Source organism: Novosphingopyxis baekryungensis DSM 16222 (genome assembly GCF_000420305.1).
Lineage (GTDB): Bacteria > Pseudomonadota > Alphaproteobacteria > Sphingomonadales > Sphingomonadaceae > Novosphingopyxis > Novosphingopyxis baekryungensis.
Map to the genome: position 1 here is coordinate 167,596 of NZ_ATUR01000006.1, position 16,348 is coordinate 183,943.

The window sequence follows — 16,348 nt, forward strand, 5'->3', positions numbered from 1 at the left end:
GGACGAACCGGATGGCTTATCGAGGATGTGCAAATGGACAGTTTTACAAAGGAAAGACTGTATAGATATGTGGCGCAGCGCATGCGCGACGATTTTACCAGCGGGCAGTATCGATCAGGCGATCGTTTGCCGTCCGAGCGTGAATTGTCCGCCAGATATGATGTGAGCCGCCCGACCATTCGCGAGGCTGTGATTGCTCTGGAGGTTCAGGGCGTCCTTGAAGTACGTTTGGGTTCGGGAGCCTATTTTTGCGCTATCCCCGAGGCGGACGCGCCGCCAGTATTCGATGTCAGTGCCTTCGAGCTTACAGAGGCGCGTTTGCTCGTGGAAGGAGAAGCGGCGGGTCTGGCGGCACATTATATCAATGATGCGGAGATCGCCGAACTTGGCGCCCTGGTGGACGATATGGAAAGCGAAAATCAGCGCAATGCCGGCACGGAAATCGCCGACCGGGAATTTCACATGACCATCGCGCGCGCAACGCGGAACATGGCGATGGCCATGCTGATCGAAAATCTGTGGGACGTGCGGGAGAAATCCAAGCCGACCGCGCTGTTATACACCAAGGCGCGTGCCGCCGATGTAAAACCGGTCGTGGCCGAACATCGCGCCATCGTAACCGCTTTACGAAACCGGGACGCAGCCCAGGCCCGCGCGGCCATGCGCGCCCATCTTAGCGCAGTGCTCGACAGCTTGCTGTTCGCCATGGAGGAGCAACATATCAAGCAGGCGCAGGAAGACGCTGCCGACCGGCGAAAACGTCTGGCGAAGACCATGCTGGGCTGAACCGATTGACCGGATCAGACTCCCGCTATGGTTAAATCGATTTCCTGTCAGGCCAGCAGCGCGAGCGGCTGTTCGATCAATCCCCGCAGAACGGACAGCAGCTTCGCTCCATCGGCCCCATCGATCGCGCGATGATCGAAGCTGCCGGTGGCACTCATCACCGTTGCAAGTTCGATGGCCTCCCCCACGACATGCGCTCTTTTCTCGCCCGCGCCGACAGCGAGGATCATGGCCTGTGGCGGATTGATGACCGCATCAAATTGCTTGATGCCGAACATGCCCAGATTGGATAACGACGCCGTACCGCCCTGAAATTCATGCGGCTGCAGCTTGCCGTCGCGTGCCTTCGCCGCCAGCATCTTCATCTCAAGACTGATCGCGGACAGGCTCTTTGCGCCAGCGTCGCGGATGATGGGGGTAATCAGCCCTGAAGGTGCTGCAACGGCAACCGAAATGTCCTGACGCGCATAGGCAATGATGCGTTCTTCCTGAAAGCTGACATTGCAGGACGGCACCTGTTTCAGCGCCAACGCCAGCGCCTTGATCAGAAGATCATTCACCGACAGCTTCAGATCTTGGCTTTCAAGACTGTCATTCAGCGACGTGCGCAATTCCAGAAGCGGATCGAGCTGGATATCGAGCGTCAGATAGATGTGCGGAATGGTCCGCTTCGCGTCAGTCAAGCGCCGGGCGATAGTTTTGCGTACATTGCTCAGCGTCTGGATCTCATGCGGAGGCTGCATGCCATGTCCGGTGGCCGCATGGTTGGTCTGTGCGCCGGTATCGGCCGGCGGAGCCTTCAGGGGTTGCTCCTGTACCCTTGCCGGATCGTAGTTTTCGATATCCGCCTTGACGATCTTGCCCTTCGGCCCACTGCCGCTAACGGACGCCAGATCGATGCCTCTCTGCTCGGCCATCCTTCTGGCCAGCGGCGAGGCGGAAATGATATCGCCGCCTTCTTCTTCGCCAGTCTTCGGCGGCGAGCCTTCGGCGTCTGCCGTCGGTGATGAAAAAACGCGTTGGCCAGCGTCTTCCACGTCCTGCTTCGTTATCTTGCCGCCTGGTCCGGTGCCGGTCAGCGCTTGCAGCGCAATACCGCGCTCAGCCGCCATGCGCCGCGCCGACGGCGTGGCCGGAGGATCTTGATCAGCCGGCTTGTCCAGGTCGGTAGGAGCGGTCGCCATATTAGGAGGACTTTCTGGCTGGAACTGGTGGAAACCGGACTGCGCCGGTCAGCCCATGGTCGGGATGACAAAGGCGTCCTTGTTGTCGGCTTCGGCAAAGCCATCCGGCCAGCGCTGCGTCACCGTTTTCACCTTGGTCCAGAAACGCAGACCTTCTTCGCCATATTGATTGGTGTCGCCGAAGGCGGAACGCTTCCAGCCGCCGAAGCTGTGATAACTGACGGGCACCGGAATCGGCACATTGATGCCGACCATGCCAACATTGACCCGCTGGGCAAATTCCCGCGCCGCATGGCCATTGCGTGTGAAAATAGCGACGCCATTGCCATATTGGTGCGCGCTGGGCAGGTGCACCGCCTCCTCGAAATTCTTTGCCCGCACCATCTGCAACACCGGCCCGAAAATCTCTTCGCGATAGCTTTCCATCGCGGTGGTCACGTGGTCGAGCAGTGTCGGTCCAACAAAGAAGCCGTTCTCATGACCTTGCAGCGAAAAGCCGCGGCCGTCGATGACGACTTCTGCGCCCTCGTTTTCCGCTGTATCGATCCACTGTTCGATCCGCTGTTTATGTTCCGGCGTTACCACCGGACCATAATGGGCTTCTGGATCGCTGGAGACGCCGACGCGCAAGGCATGGATAGCCGGGATCAATTTTTCACGAAGCCGGTCCGCCGTGTCTTCCCCCACCGGCACTACAACGGGGAGCGCCATGCAGCGTTCGCCAGCGCTGCCGAACGCCGCGCCACATAGATCGTTGACCACCATGTCGAGGTCCGCATCGGGCATGACGATACCATGATTTTTGGCACCGCCCATCGCCTGCACGCGTTTGCCCGCTGCTACGCCGCGCTTGTAGACATAATGCGCGATGTCCGACGATCCGACGAAGCTGATCGCGGGAATGTCCGGATGATCGAGGATGGCGTCGACCATCTCCTTATCCCCATGCACCACTTGCAGCAGCCCTTCCGGCGCACCGGCCTCCAGGAACAGTTCCGCCAGCCGAACCGGCACGCTGGGATCGCGCTCCGACGGTTTCAGGATGAAAGCATTGCCCGCGGCGATTGCCATCCCGAACATCCACATCGGGATCATCGCCGGAAAATTGAACGGTGTGATACCAGCACCGATACCCAGCGGCTGCCGCATCGAATAGACATCGATACCCGGCCCTGCGCCTTGGGTATATTCACCCTTTGAGACATGCGGAATACCGCACGCATATTCGATCACTTCGAGCCCGCGCTGCACATCGCCTTTCGCGTCATCGACCGTCTTGCCATGTTCGCTCGACAGCAACTCGGCCAGCTCCTGCATATGGTCTTCGAGCAACTGCTTGAAGCGGAACATGACCCGCGCTCGCCGCTGCGGATTGGTCATCGCCCAAGCGGGCTGCACCTTTTTGGCGTTCTCAACCGCGCGGTCCAGCAGTTCTGCATCGCCCAGAGAAACCTCTGCCTGCACCTTGCCGATGGACGGGTCCCACACCTGATGCTTGCGCCCGGTGCCGGGCCCCGTCGGACCGGCCATGAAATGATCGATATGTCGCATGATAGTCCCTCGTTTTCGCTCAGCGCTCGACCCATTCGGAGGTCAGGGCGCGAGCCGATAGATATTTCGTCTTGGTCCAACCGCCATCGACCACAATCGATTGGCCGTTGATCATTTCCGCGCTGGGCGAGCATAGGAAGGCTATGACGTTCGCCACGTCATCCGGCTCGGCCAGGCGCGGATAGGGCGTGGTTTCAACATTGGCGCGCTGGAACGTCTCATCATCAAAACGATGGCGGACCATGTCTGTCATCGTCACGCCCGGCGCGACGCAATTGCTGCGGATGCCGCGCGGACCATATTCCACCGCCATATGCTCGGTGAGCGAGCGCAGCCCGCCCTTGGCCGCAGAATAGGGTCCTCCCCGCCTGCCCCCGATCATTGCATAGGTGCTGGTCACGTTCACTACCGCGCTGCCCTCGGTCATGTGCGGGATTGCTTCGCGGCAAAGGCGGAACGGCGCGCGCAGCATGACATCGAGGAACCGGTCCAGTGTCTCGTCGTCGGTATCGTGCAGCGGAGTCGGGCTGCCCAGACCGGCATTATTGATCAGCGCATCGATCCGCCCGAACCGTTTCAGCGCGGCATCGATGATGCGTTTCGGCGCGTCGCCTGCCGTGACATCAATCGAGAGCGTTAGCACACGATCGTCCCCGCCAAGTGATACTGCCAGATCGGCCAGCTTGGCTTCATCACGGCCGATCCCGACCACCGCCACACCAGCTGCGCATAGCGCCTTCGCCGTGGCAAGCCCGATACCGCTACCGGCCCCGGTAATGATCGCCGTTCTGCTCATGCTGTGCGCCTCAAAAATCCATCTCCTGGATCTCGCCGTCAAAATTATGCGCAAGCTTATGGGTCGCCACATTCAGTTTTTCGGCATCTTCGCCGCGCAAATGCGCATCGATCACGCGGTTGTAATTGCTGATCATGCCTTCGATCCCCTTTCCGAGGCGCATGAACTCAAACCCCGCAGCATGCAGACCCTTCTGCTGCATCGGAATATTGCCATAGTCCTGGCGCGGAATGGTGGGGAACTGGTCGCTGTCACAGGGCAGTACCGTCGGCTCGGCGACGGCCTTGTGCTCATCATCCGGTGCAAAGTTGGTCAGCGACCAGATTTCGAACAGGCATTCTTCCGGCCCCAATGGCCGTATCCGATAAGCTGAGGCGCTGCTCATGGTCGGCAGCAGGAAATAATGCGGGAATATGAACTCGACCGCCTTGACCGGGTTCGTCTGCGCCACGGTGTTGAGATCGGGCAGATCCTCGCCCCGCGCGCGCAACTGCTCGACAACCTGATGCTGCACGATGCCGTACCACATCATGACCGCCTGCTCGGGGTCCTCCGGCAAATCGACCTCGAGCAGTTGCCCGGCAATCTCCACCTCCTTCTCGTGGATCATCCCGGCCATGCCGTCATTCAGCAACTTCATATGTTCATATTGCGCGTGAATATTCTCGCGCACCGTCAGGTTGGGATTGATCGGCACACCGATCCCGCCCGTATCCTGCCCGTACATGCTGTTATACAGTTGCGGCAGCATCTTCTGCAGCTGCGGATGAGTCTTCATGACATGGTAGCCCTCCATGAAGGCTTCCATCGCGACCTTCCAGTTCGCGGGCAAAGTGGTGGAATACCACCATTCGGCGCGCTGCTTGTCCATGCCGCGCGCTTCCAGATCGTCCAATACAGGCCCGATGCTTTCGCGCAAAGACGCAGCGTCGTCGTCAAAATTGATGAAGGCGCAGCCGATGGCGGTTTCAACACGGCACGGCACAAGGTCGACCTCGGCCTGCGCCAGCTGCTCCTCGCTGAAAAAATGCCGGCCATAGACGAAGGTGTTCTCTCCTTCGATGTTCCAGCGCCATCCATGGAATGGGCAGATGAAGCCCGCCGACTTGCAATTGCCCTGCCCGCCAGGCTTGGCGATTGGCACACCGCGATGGCGGCAGGCATTGTGGAACGCCTTCACCCCGTTTTTCGTCTGCACGATGATGACGGAACGATCGAGATTGGAATATTCAACCCAGTCGCCGACATTCTCGATGAGTTCCAGACGGCAGGCCATTTGCCAGACATGAGGCCACAAACGCTCGTTTTCCGCCGCGAAAAATGTTTCGTCATAATAGCGCTTGGCCGGAATGCGTTCCGGATTATCGACGGGAAATGGAATGTCGAACGTCGCGCTCGGATCGGCCTCGGCCATGGACGAAAAATCCTCTTTAGCTTTGTTGGCAGGCAGTCCTAACCAACTATGGCAGCGATGCGAATATGACCGGTCGGACCAACGCTCCGGCGATGTCAGCTGCGCTGCCTAGCCGCCAAGCTGCGCGCGCAGGACATGCTTCAGCACCTTGCCGGCGTCGTTGCGTGGCAAGGCATCGCGCAGCACCACCGCCTCTGGATATTTGAACTTCGCCACGCCTTGAGCAGCAAGATGCTCCGCCAAAGTGCTGACATCCGGTCTTGTTCCGGTGCGGGGAACCACAACGGCATGGGCACGCTCGCCCGTACGGACGTCGGGCACGCCTACAATCGCGATATCCGCTATATCCGGATGCCCTAGCAAAAGATCCTCAATCTCTTTGGGCGCAATATTCTCTCCATTGCGAATGATGATATCCTTGATACGCCCGGTCACGGTCAGGAAGCCGTCCGCGCTCATGCTTCCTTGATCGCCGGTCCGGTAAAAACCATCGTCGTCGAATGCCGTCCTTTCATCCGCCTGATCGATATAGCCTGCCAGCATCTGCGGTCCGCGCGCGAGAATTTCCTGCCCCGGCCCCAATCTGATCTCGGCATATCCTGCCTTGCCGTCGGTGAGCGCAGCCTCTGGCATGCTGCTGCGGCTTAACGCACCGACGGCGGTCACCGGCACTTCGGTGGATCCATAGACCCGGCTCACGCGCGCACGATCGAACCAGTTTGCAGCGTCCTCGATCAGGCGCGGCGGTACCGAAGCGCCGCCGCAAATGAAAACCTTCAAGGCGGGCAGATGCGCGCCTTCAGCCTTGGCGGCAGCGAGCAGATGCTCCAGGAACGGTGTTGCTCCGGCCATATGCGTCACATGCTCTTCCGCCATGATGGTAAGCGCCGCAGCAGGATCCCAACGCTCCATCAGAATAGCGCTGGATCCCAGGAGCAGCGGCGCTTCGAATACATAAATGGAGCCACCAATATGGCTGATCGGTGAGGGCACGAGAAACCGGTCGCCCGGCTCGACCAGCCAGTGCTCGGCAATCTGGCGCAACAACGCATGCAGCGAATTGTGGGTGTGCAGCACACCCTTGGGCCGGCCTGTGGTTCCCGACGTATACATCACCATGCGCACGCTGTTTGGATCGAGCATGAGAGGCTCGCGCGGGACGCTCCGGTCCACAATCTCGGCAAAGCCATGCTCTCCCTGCCCGCGCACGACCACGATCTCGGGGGGATCATTGTGCCCGGCGGCCACCCGCCGCACCATGTCCGCATAGGCGAAGCCGTTGAAGCTTTCCGGCACGAATACGACCCTGCTGGCGCAGTCTTTTAGGATGAAACTTAGATCATGATCGCGCAGGCTTGGCAGAATGGGATTGGCAACCAGTCCGCAATAGGTTGCCGCGGCATAGATGATGGCGGCTTCATGCCAGTTTGGCATCATGAACGAGATGACCTGGCCTCGCTCGGTGCGCGCCCCAAGCCATCCGGCCAGGCGGCTGGCAGAAAGGTGGCAGTCGCTGGCCGTGAGCCTGACATCGCCATCGATCAACAGAACCCTGTCCGGGGTCTGCCCCGCGATCCGCGGCAGCACCTGCCCCAATGTTTCGTCCGACCACCATCCCCGCTGCCGTGCTGCGGTAGCCCGCGCCTCGTCCCAACGAATGCTCCAGCCATCGATTGCGCGCCGCGTGATCATAGGGGTCCCCTTTTTTGCCGACTGTTGAACGGTCGCCATGCACCTTGGCAATGCGCGGGCATGAGGCAGGCCGGAAGCATCGCGGCGGTGATACCCGCAATCCTTGGCTAGGACCCGGCATGACCGCACGATAGGCCAGCGCAAAATCGAGACGCAGGAGAGCAGCTGATGCAGTTGGAAGGAAAGGTCGCCGTCGTGACCGGTGCAGGATCGGGCATTGGTCGCGCTATTGCCGAACGTTTCGCCAGGGAGGGCGCAAAGGTCGGTGCGTGGGATCTCAACGCAGACGGCGTTAACGAGACAGTGCAGACCATTAGCGATGCTGGTGGGCAGGCTTTGGCCATCGAAGCCGATTGCGCCGACAAGGACGCCATTGCGCATGCCGCAAGACAAACACGGGAACGTTTTGGCGATATCCAGATACTCGTCAATAATGCCGGGATTGCGCCTTTTGTGCCCTATCTCGATATTACCGATGAGCAGTGGGACCGGCTGATCGCGGTCAATCTGAAGGGGCCGCACCTTTGCACGCGCGAAATGCTGCCACCGATGCTGAAAGCGGGTTGGGGCCGTGTGATCAATATCACGTCCTCATCGGTGCAAAGCGGATCCTTTGCGCAAGGCCATTATGTCGCGTCCAAAGGCGGTGTGCTGGGCCTGACCAAAGCGCTGGCGCTGGAGTTCGCGGCAAGCGGCGTAACGTTCAACATGGTGCCGCCTGGCTTCGTCCATACGCCGGCACTCGACAATGCACCGGTCGATATAGAGAAGTTCGCCCAGACATTGCCCATGAAACGCGTGGGCCGCCCGGACGAGGTTGCCTCCGCCTGTCTGTTTCTGGCCAGCGAGGATTCCAGCTATATTACCGGCCAGACCATCAGCACCAATGGCGGGCGCTACATGGGTTCTGCCTGATCTCGATATCGCCCGGGCGGCTTCGCGCTAGCCGGGACCATGGGGTATAGTCCGCCCAAAGATATGCAATGGAGCCAGCAAGATGACCGTCGGAACCAAGACCCAAGTCAAGCATGAAGCGATCAAGCCCATGATTGGCAGCCGCATCCTGAATTCGAAAGACGAGCTGCTGTCAGGCGATCTCGGCGATGAAATTCGCGAACTACTGGAGCAGAATGGCGTGCTGGTCTTTCCCGAAATCAACTTTACCGATGCGGAGCAGATCGCATTCACCAAGACGCTGGGAACCTATGCGCCGGAACGTCAGGGCGATGACGAAGAAGTCACCAAGATCAGCATAGACCCCAAGGTTTCCGGCCCGACCGCGGAATATCTGAGAGGGTCGCTTTATTGGCACATCGACGGCACGATGCAGGAAGTGCCCATCCTTGCCTCGATCCTCGCATGCAAGAAACCCTCCCCCAAAGGCACGGGAAACACCGGCTTCTCCAACACCTATGCCGCCTATGAAGGGCTGCCGCAGGAGGAAAAGGACCGTATTGCCGACCTGAAAGTACGGCACGGCATCTGGGCCTCGCTCTTTTTCTATCGCCCCGAACCGCCGCTGGACATGCTGAAAGCCATGCAGGCAATCGGCGACAAGGAATTGCCGCTGGTATGGTCCCACGAGTCCGGCCGCAAGTCGCTCGTTATCGGCAACACGGCGCATACCGTGGTCGGGATGGACGTGATGGAAAGCCGTCTGCTGCTCAACGAGCTGCGCGAATGGGCCACCAAGGAAGACTATACCTATACGCATGAATGGACTGCGGGCGATCTGGTGATCTGGGACAATACCGGGACCATGCACCGCGCCGAACATTATGATGTGGAGAGCGGACGCCTGATGGTGCGCACGAAGCTGCAGGGCGAAGAACCCTTCGCCTGATTGCCCGAACGGAAAGGCACCGCCAGATGAATGAACTTCGGTTTGACGGACGCGTGGCTGTTATCAGCGGCGCGGGCCGGGGGCTGGGTCGTGCCTATGCGCTGCTTCTGGCGTCCCGCGGCGCCAAGGTGGTGGTAAACGACAATGGCAGCGCTATCGCCGGGGCCGCGGAAGATCACGGCCCGGCGGAATCGGTGGTCGAAGAGATCAGGCGACAGGGTGGCACCGCGATGGTCTCCACCGCGTCGGTCGCATCCCCAGATGAAGCGGCCCAAATCGTGCGCGATGCCATCGACGCGTTCGGGCGGATCGACATCCTCGTTCACAATGCCGGCAATGTCCGCCGCGCACCGATCCACGAAATGTCGGACGAAGCCTATCATTCGGTTGTGGATGTCCATCTCAGCGGTGGCTTCTATCTCGCCCGCGCCGCCATCCCGCATATGCGGGAGCAGCGATATGGCCGCTTCGTCCTCACCTCTTCGATCGGCGGATTTTACGGCAACGCGAATGTCGTGAACTATTGCGTGGCCAAAGCCGGCCTTATGGGTCTCAGCCGCGCCATCGCTGTCGAGAATGCAGAATTCGGCATTCAGAGCAATTTGATCTTGCCCGGCGCCGTTACGCGGCTGTCCGAGGGCATCGATACCAGTCAGTTTCCACCCATGGAACCAGACAAGGTCGCCCCCATGGTCGGCTGGCTGGCGCATGAAAGCTGTGACCGTTCGGGGGAAATTTTCGCCGCCGTCGCCGGCCGCATGGCCAAGTTCGAAATCGCCGAAACACAGGGTGTGTTCGCGCAGGATTGGACGATCGAAACCATTGCAGCCCGCCGGGATGAAATCACTGCAACCGAAGACGAGAAACGCTTCGGGCTCAATGGCTTTCAGGAACATCTCGGCTTCAGTTTCGCGATGGCGAAAGCCAACTGAGGCGGGCTTTTCGGGCACGGTTCGCCCTGCCGTTCAAGGATAGCGCGCGTGCCGCTGCAAAGATTCTAGCCAGAAAGCGAACATCATGCCTGCGAAGAGCGCCAGATCAGAATGGAAATCCCACTGGACGCTGCCGGTTGCGGCTGGCCTAGGCTATGCCACCAGCGTCATCCATATTTACGGGCTGGGCGTCTATATCGAACCGATCAGCGAGAGCTTTGGCTGGAGCCGTTCGGTAACCACCTTCGGACTAACGATTGCTACGCTGATCCAGGCCCTGTTCGGTATCCCGATCGGCATGCTGGTCGACCGGATCGGGCCGCGTCCGCTTGGCGTTATTGGCGTGGCTTTGACCTGCGGCGCATTTGCCCTGTTGGGCACGGCATCCGGCAGCGAATGGCAGTGGTATGGCCTGTGGGCGGTTATGGCTCTGGCCACTTTACCGGTGCAGGCCACCATCTGGACAGCAGCCGTGGCCAGCCGTTTCCAGGCATCGCGCGGGCTTGCCTTTGCCATTACGCTATGTGGCGCCTCGGTCGCCGCTGCACTTTTTCCATGGCTCGGCGCACGACTGATCGGTGCGTTTGGATGGCAAACGGCGATGGCTTATCAGGCACTGATCTGGCTCGCTATTGCCCTGCCCGTCATCATCCTTTTTTTCCGCGGCGCAAACGACGTGCCCAAAAGCCAAAGGGCGCAGATCGCCGCCGCGCCCGCCCCGGGCCAGCCTGAAGGTCTGAGCTTTGGCGAGGGCCTGAAATCATCGATTTACGCGCGGTTGATGCTGGCCAGCCTTCTTTTCACCTTTACCATTCTCGCGCTCGTCGTACATTTCGTGCCGATACTCACCGGCTTTGGCCTAAACACTGCCAGCGCTGCCGGGCTGGCCGGCCTTATCGGCCTCTTCTCGATCGCTGGCAGGCTCGGTACCGGTTTTCTGCTCGACCGCTTCAACGCTGCGCGCGTGGGCGCAGCCGTTTTTCTTCTGCCCATCGCAGCCAGTCTGATGCTGATTCTACTTGGTCCGGACGGTGCCATCCCGGCAGCCATCATGGTCGGCCTCACGCTCGGGGCCGAGATCGATGTGATTGTCTACCTCGCCACACGCCATTTCGGTTTGAAAGCTTTTGGTGCGCTCTATGGCGGACTCCTGGTCGCCCTGTCGGTCGGCACGGCTACCGGTCCGCTGGCTGCATCTGCCATATTCGATCGCTATGGCGCGTATGAGCCGTTCCTCTGGGCGACGGTGGGCATGATGGTGGTCAGTAGCCTGTTCTTGCTCAGCTTGCCTCGGCCGCAATTCGGCAATCTGAAAAGCTCAGAGACCTAGGCAGACATATTTGGTTTCCATATAGTCGCTCAATCCGTGGCGCGAGCCTTCGCGGCCGAGGCCTGACTGCTTGATGCCGCCGAAGGGAGCGACCTCTGTCGAAATGATCCCCGTATTGACACCGACCATGCCGGCCTCAAGGGCTTCGGCGACACGCCATATTCGGGCAATATCGCGCGCGTAGAAATAGCTCGCCAAGCCGAATTCGCTGTCATTTGCCCATTCAATCGCCTGCGCCTCGTCATGGAATCGTATGATGGCGGCCAGCGGACCGAAGGTTTCATCGCGGGCAATCAGCATGTCCTGCGTCGCATCGGCCAACACGGTCGGCTCGAACCAGGTGCCGCCCAGTTCAGACCGCTTGCCGCCGGCGCAAATGCGTGCCCCCTGCCGGGTCGCGTCGGCCAGATGCTCCTCTACTTTCAGAACAGCCTTTTCGTCGATCATGGGGCCAATCTGCGTGCCGTCCTCCATCCCGCTGCCGAGCTTCAGCGCCCGTACGCGCGTCGCCAGTTTTTCCACGAACTGGTCGTATACCGCGTCCTGAACGTAGAAGCGGTTGGTGCAGACGCAGGTCTGACCGGCGTTGCGGAACTTGGATGCGATAGCGCCCCCGACGGCCGCATCGATATCGGCATCATCGAACACCAGAAATGGCGCATTGCCGCCAAGCTCGAGCGATAATTTCTTGATCGTCTGCGCACTCTGACGCATCAGCGTTCGCCCGACATCGGTGGACCCGGTGAAACTGATTTTGCGAACCAGGGGGCTGGCCGTTAGTGCCTCCCCTATTTCCGCCGCGCTGCCGGTCACGATGTTGAGCACACCGCGCGGCACACCGGCTTCCAGCGCCAGAGCCCCGATCGCCAATGCGGAAAGCGGCGTCTGCGATGCAGGCTTCAGCACCACCGTGCAGCCGGCGGCAAGCGCCGGTCCAATCTTTCTGCCAATCATGGCGGACGGGAAATTCCACGGCGTAATGGCGCCCACGACCCCTATTGGTTGCGTCAGGGTGAGAATGCGCTTGTCAACACCGTGCGAGGGGATCACCTCGCCATAGGCGCGTTTGCCCTCCTCAGCGAACCACTCGATGAAGCTGGCACAATAAGCGATTTCACCCACCGCTTCAGCCAGCGGCTTGCCCTGTTCGCGGGTCAGCAATTCGCCCAGCAGCTGCTTGTGCTCCATCATCAGATCGAACAGTTTGCGCAGGATGCCCGATCGCTCACTGGCCGTGCGCGCACGCCAGTCCGGTAAGGCCGCCTGTGCCGCCGCGATGGCGCGCAATGTCTCCGCGCCGCCCATTTTGGGGACGGTGGCCAATTCGTCTCCATTTGCCGGGTCGACCACGGCAAATCGCGTGCCGTCGTCGGCATCGCACCACTGACCGTCGATCAGGCACTGCGTGCGAAGTAAGTCCTGCTGTGTCATGGGCCCCCCAGTGGCGGTCAAGAGTTTGATAGGCCCCAAAGGGCGTCGGCGGCTGCCGCGGCGTTGGAGGCCCGCCCGCCCAGCTCGCCGATCAACGCCTTCAGGCGATAGGTCCACATGTGCAGCGGATGCTCCAGGGTCATGCCCATCGCGCCCAGAAACTGGTGAAAATCATACACACAGGCTCGCGCGGACTCCTGCGCGTGCCACGCCGCCAAGGCGGCATCGCCGGGGTCCAGCGTTCCGGCGGCCTTCATAGCCAGCCAGTATACGCCGTTGGCACGCACTTGCGCTTCGGCCAGACGATGGCGCACCGCCTGAAAGGTGGCCAGCTGGCGGCCAAATTGTTCCCGCTCGCTGACATGCGCCACAGTGCTGGCCAGCGCTGCCGCCAGAAGGCCTGCCGCCTCTGCCGCCAGCGCCGCGCGCCAGCGGATGAACATGATAGACGGCGCTATGTCGTGGATCTGCCGCTCATCGGGCAGCGCGACAAGGCTCGTCATCGGATAACCGTACAACGCCCCGGTTTCGGCGCGCAGATGATCTTGGGTTGCGACGAAGCTCTCGACCTCCTGCTCTCCCACGATCACAACCGTGGTGCCGGGCGCGAGAAAGCGAACCAGTTGCGGCGTGCGGCGCGACGCAATTAGACAGATCGGCCCAGGCACCTCGCCCAGCAATGGCCCGATCATCGCGCTGAATGCGGCCTCGGTGGCGAAGGGAAGGCGGGCAATCCGCTCGATCACTACAGCGGCGGTCACCGTGCCTAGATCGGGATCCCTTGCGACATCGAGAAAGCCGTTTAGGCGCAACTGGGCATCCAGATCGTCGCTGGTCGCAGCCAATGGGGCATCGTGCAACGGCGCCGCCTCAAACGGGCGCACCAGGGTATCAACTGCGCTCAGAATGGCGCGCTGGTCATCTGTTAGGGCCAGATCCATCAGCGCGGCTCCCGTGGCAGTTCCAGCACATCGCTGGCAATGATGTTCAGCTGAATTTCGGCAGCGCCGGCAGCGATCCCCGCCACAATTCCACGCTGGTGATGCATCTTGAGATATGGATGATCGTCCGCGAGAGCTTCCGGCAGATGCTCCACGATAAACTCCGCAACACGCCGTTCGCACATCACGGTCGCAAAGCGCGCGGATGAACTTTCCTGTCCAATCACCTGCCCCTCCGCGCGGCGGGTGACGATGGCATAGCTGGCCATGCGGGCGGCCTCGGTCAGCGCAGCGGCTTCCGCCGCTTCGATCCGCACCGCCTCCCGCGTAAAATCGCCGCGGTGCTGCAGGATCGATACCGCCCGGTCCAGCGCGGCCCGCGCCAGCGAATAGCGCGGAATGCCGAGCCGTTCGTTGCGCAGCGAATAGGCAATGATCTCCCACGCCTGCCCCTCCTCACCAAGCCGGGCGGTGGCCGGTACACGCATGTCATCGAAAAACACCTCATGGATATCGCCCTCGCCGATCAGCGAGGGAATTTGCCGTACAGTGATACCGGGCGTGTCCATCGGCACCAGCAAGATGGTGATCCCGCGCTTGCGATCGTCGCTCGTTCGGCACAGCAGAAAGCATGTATCGGCCAGCCCGGCATAGCTGGTCCATATTTTCTGGCCATTGACGACATATTCATTGCCGTCCAATTCCGCGCGCGTCCGCAGAGAAGCCAGATCGGATCCGGAACCGGGCTCTGAAAATCCCTGGCACCATAGGGCTTTGCCCTCGGAAATCGGCGGAAGGTAGCGCTGCTGTTGCTGCTCGGTGCCGTAAGTGATCAGCGTGGGACCGATCCAGTTGACGTTCATATATTGGCCGCCGCGCGGTTCGCCCGCGATCCACATCTCTTCGGCCAGGATCGTCTGGAACCATGGGCCCAGGCCCTGCCCCCCAATGTCTTTGTCCCAATGCGGGGTAAGCAGATCTTCCCTGGCCAGCGCGGCGCAAAAGCTTTCCGCATAGCGGGTGAGCGAAGGCGATGCGGGCCCGTGTTGGGAGAAGCGCTCCCAATCCTCTGGCAGCGTATCGGCGAGAAACGCCTTAAGCCGCTCGCGAAACGCTTCCTCATCTTTGGTCCAGGTAAATTGCATGGCTCACTCCTACGCAAGCGAGGCTGGCGCGAACAGGGCGCGGCGCATCGCCGCCCCGATATCGCCGGAATGCCGCTTGTGAAAACACGCCACCAATCGGACTACCCAGGGCCATGAGCACCGATCTTCAAGACTTCCGCGCCGAGATCCGCCAGTGGCTGGACCGGGAAGCCCCCACCGATTGGCGCAGCGCCGCGACACATGATGCGTTTGTGGAAAGCCAGCGCGCCTGGTTTCGCAAGCTGGTTGCCGCGGGATATGCGGTGCCGCATTGGCCTGAACGGTGGCCGGGCGGTGGGCGCACGCTGCTGGAGCAGAAAATCATCTATGAGGAGCTTTCGCGCGCCGATGCACCGCGGCTGCTCCTGCCGTTCGTCTCTACCTATCATGCCTATGCCACAATTGGTGAATGCGGCACGCAGGAACAGCAGGAGCGCTATCTGCACGCTATTCTGGACGGGGAAACCTGGTGCCAGGGCTTCTCCGAACCCAATGCAGGATCGGACCTTGCCGCCATCCGCACCAAGGCCGTGCGCGATGGAGATCACTATGTCGTCACGGGCCAAAAAATATGGTCGACCATGGCGCAATATGCCGACATGTGCCTGCTGCTGGTCCGCACCTCGACCGAGGGGGCCAAGCAGGCGGGAATGACCTATCTGCTGATGGATATGGACAGCCCCGGCGTCACCGTTCGTCCGATCCATCAGATCCAAGGTGACGAGGAATTTGCTGAAATCTTCCTGGACGAGGTCAGGGTGCCGGTCGATCAGCGTGTAGGCGCAGAAGGCGCCGGGTGGGCGGTGGCGCAGGCCACGCTTGCCTCCGAACGGGGCCTGACCTTGATGGAGCTGTCCTATCGCATGCGCGGTGCCCTCACGCGGATTGCACGGCAGCTGACGGAGGTTGGGCGCGCCGACGATCGCGGTGCCTTGCGTGATCTTGGCGCGCTGAAGATCAGGATCGATGCCGTCTGCGCGCTGGCCGACCAGTTCTTGCGCAAGCGGATGAACGATGAGGAGCAGATCGGAGACGCCTCGATCGTCAAGCTGGCCTATGCCCGCTGTCTGCGCGCCTATGCCGATCTCGGGGTGCGCTTTGCTGGCCTCGATGGGCAATTTCACGCGCCGATCACTTTTGGCGATCTAAATTCCGGCAACTGGATGGCCGATTTCATGAACAGCTATGCCTGGACCATCGCGGGCGGCAGCGACGAAGTACAACGCAACATCATTGCCGAGCGCATGCTGGGCATGCCGCGCGAACCGAAGTCCTGGACGGCCGAGGTGGCGGCATGAGCGAG

14 protein-coding genes are annotated in these 16,348 nt (G+C 60.8%); 6 read left to right on the forward strand and 8 right to left on the reverse strand.

The window, feature by feature from the left end:
• Nucleotides 1–33 precede the first annotated feature (33 nt).
• On the forward strand, nt 34–786 hold the full coding sequence (locus G410_RS0111425; protein WP_022673790.1) for a FadR/GntR family transcriptional regulator: 753 nt from the start codon (nt 34–36) through the stop codon (nt 784–786).
• 47 nt (nt 787–833) lie between these two features.
• On the opposite strand, the gene G410_RS16525 is transcribed toward G410_RS0111425, so the two are convergent.
• From G410_RS16525 to G410_RS0111450, 5 genes are all read right to left on the reverse strand, one after another.
• Entirely contained in the window at nt 834–1,970 is a 1,137-nt protein-coding gene (locus G410_RS16525; RefSeq protein WP_051137277.1) for a 2-oxo acid dehydrogenase subunit E2, read from the reverse strand.
• Between the two features lie 48 nt (nt 1,971–2,018).
• Entirely contained in the window at nt 2,019–3,521 is a 1,503-nt protein-coding gene (locus tag G410_RS0111435) for a CoA-acylating methylmalonate-semialdehyde dehydrogenase (RefSeq protein WP_022673792.1), read from the reverse strand.
• A gap of 19 nt (nt 3,522–3,540) precedes the next feature.
• Nucleotides 3,541–4,317, reverse strand: coding sequence for an SDR family NAD(P)-dependent oxidoreductase (locus tag G410_RS0111440; protein ID WP_022673793.1), 777 nt, complete (start codon nt 4,315–4,317; stop codon nt 3,541–3,543).
• A gap of 10 nt (nt 4,318–4,327) precedes the next feature.
• Complete coding sequence (locus tag G410_RS0111445) at nt 4,328–5,731, reverse strand: aromatic ring-hydroxylating oxygenase subunit alpha (protein WP_022673794.1); 1,404 nt, start codon at nt 5,729–5,731, stop codon at nt 4,328–4,330.
• A 108-nt stretch (nt 5,732–5,839) separates the two neighbouring features.
• Nucleotides 5,840–7,423: an AMP-binding protein gene (locus G410_RS0111450; RefSeq protein ID WP_022673795.1), complete on the reverse strand. Its 1,584-nt coding sequence runs from the start codon at nt 7,421–7,423 to the stop codon at nt 5,840–5,842.
• A 168-nt stretch (nt 7,424–7,591) separates the two neighbouring features.
• Here G410_RS0111450 and G410_RS0111455 point away from each other — a divergent pair, with 168 nt between their 5' ends.
• The 4 genes from G410_RS0111455 (at nt 7,592) to G410_RS0111470 (ending at nt 11,528) form a co-directional block, all read left to right on the forward strand.
• Nucleotides 7,592–8,338 carry an SDR family NAD(P)-dependent oxidoreductase gene (locus G410_RS0111455; RefSeq protein ID WP_022673796.1) on the forward strand — a complete coding sequence of 249 codons (747 nt, stop codon included), beginning with the start codon at nt 7,592–7,594 and terminating at the stop codon, nt 8,336–8,338.
• A gap of 82 nt (nt 8,339–8,420) precedes the next feature.
• Complete coding sequence (locus G410_RS0111460) at nt 8,421–9,266, forward strand: TauD/TfdA dioxygenase family protein (protein ID WP_022673797.1); 846 nt, start codon at nt 8,421–8,423, stop codon at nt 9,264–9,266.
• A gap of 26 nt (nt 9,267–9,292) precedes the next feature.
• Nucleotides 9,293–10,198: an SDR family NAD(P)-dependent oxidoreductase gene (locus G410_RS0111465; RefSeq protein ID WP_022673798.1), complete on the forward strand. Its 906-nt coding sequence runs from the start codon at nt 9,293–9,295 to the stop codon at nt 10,196–10,198.
• A gap of 85 nt (nt 10,199–10,283) precedes the next feature.
• Nucleotides 10,284–11,528 (forward strand): MFS transporter, encoded by a 1,245-nt coding sequence (locus tag G410_RS0111470; RefSeq protein ID WP_022673799.1) that lies wholly within the window; start codon nt 10,284–10,286, stop codon nt 11,526–11,528.
• Here the strand turns inward: G410_RS0111470 and G410_RS0111475 are convergent.
• From G410_RS0111475 to G410_RS0111485, 3 genes are read right to left on the reverse strand one after another with little or no spacing between them, the layout of a single operon-like run.
• Complete coding sequence (locus G410_RS0111475; protein ID WP_022673800.1) at nt 11,517–12,959, reverse strand: NAD-dependent succinate-semialdehyde dehydrogenase; 1,443 nt, start codon at nt 12,957–12,959, stop codon at nt 11,517–11,519. The two genes, G410_RS0111470 and G410_RS0111475, sit on opposite strands and share 12 nt — an antisense overlap.
• 17 nt (nt 12,960–12,976) lie before the next feature.
• A complete protein-coding gene (locus G410_RS0111480) occupies nt 12,977–13,900 on the reverse strand; it encodes an acyl-CoA dehydrogenase family protein (RefSeq protein ID WP_022673801.1) in 924 nt (307 codons plus the stop codon).
• On the reverse strand, nt 13,900–15,045 hold the full coding sequence (locus tag G410_RS0111485; protein WP_022673802.1) for an acyl-CoA dehydrogenase family protein: 1,146 nt from the start codon (nt 15,043–15,045) through the stop codon (nt 13,900–13,902). Before G410_RS0111485 ends, G410_RS0111480 begins: the two co-directional genes overlap by 1 nt.
• A 113-nt stretch (nt 15,046–15,158) precedes the next feature.
• On the opposite strand from G410_RS0111485, the gene G410_RS0111490 reads away from it, so the two are divergent.
• Nucleotides 15,159–16,343 carry an acyl-CoA dehydrogenase family protein gene (locus G410_RS0111490; RefSeq protein ID WP_022673803.1) on the forward strand — a complete coding sequence of 395 codons (1,185 nt, stop codon included), beginning with the start codon at nt 15,159–15,161 and terminating at the stop codon, nt 16,341–16,343.
• Nucleotides 16,344–16,348: the final 5 nt, after the last annotated feature.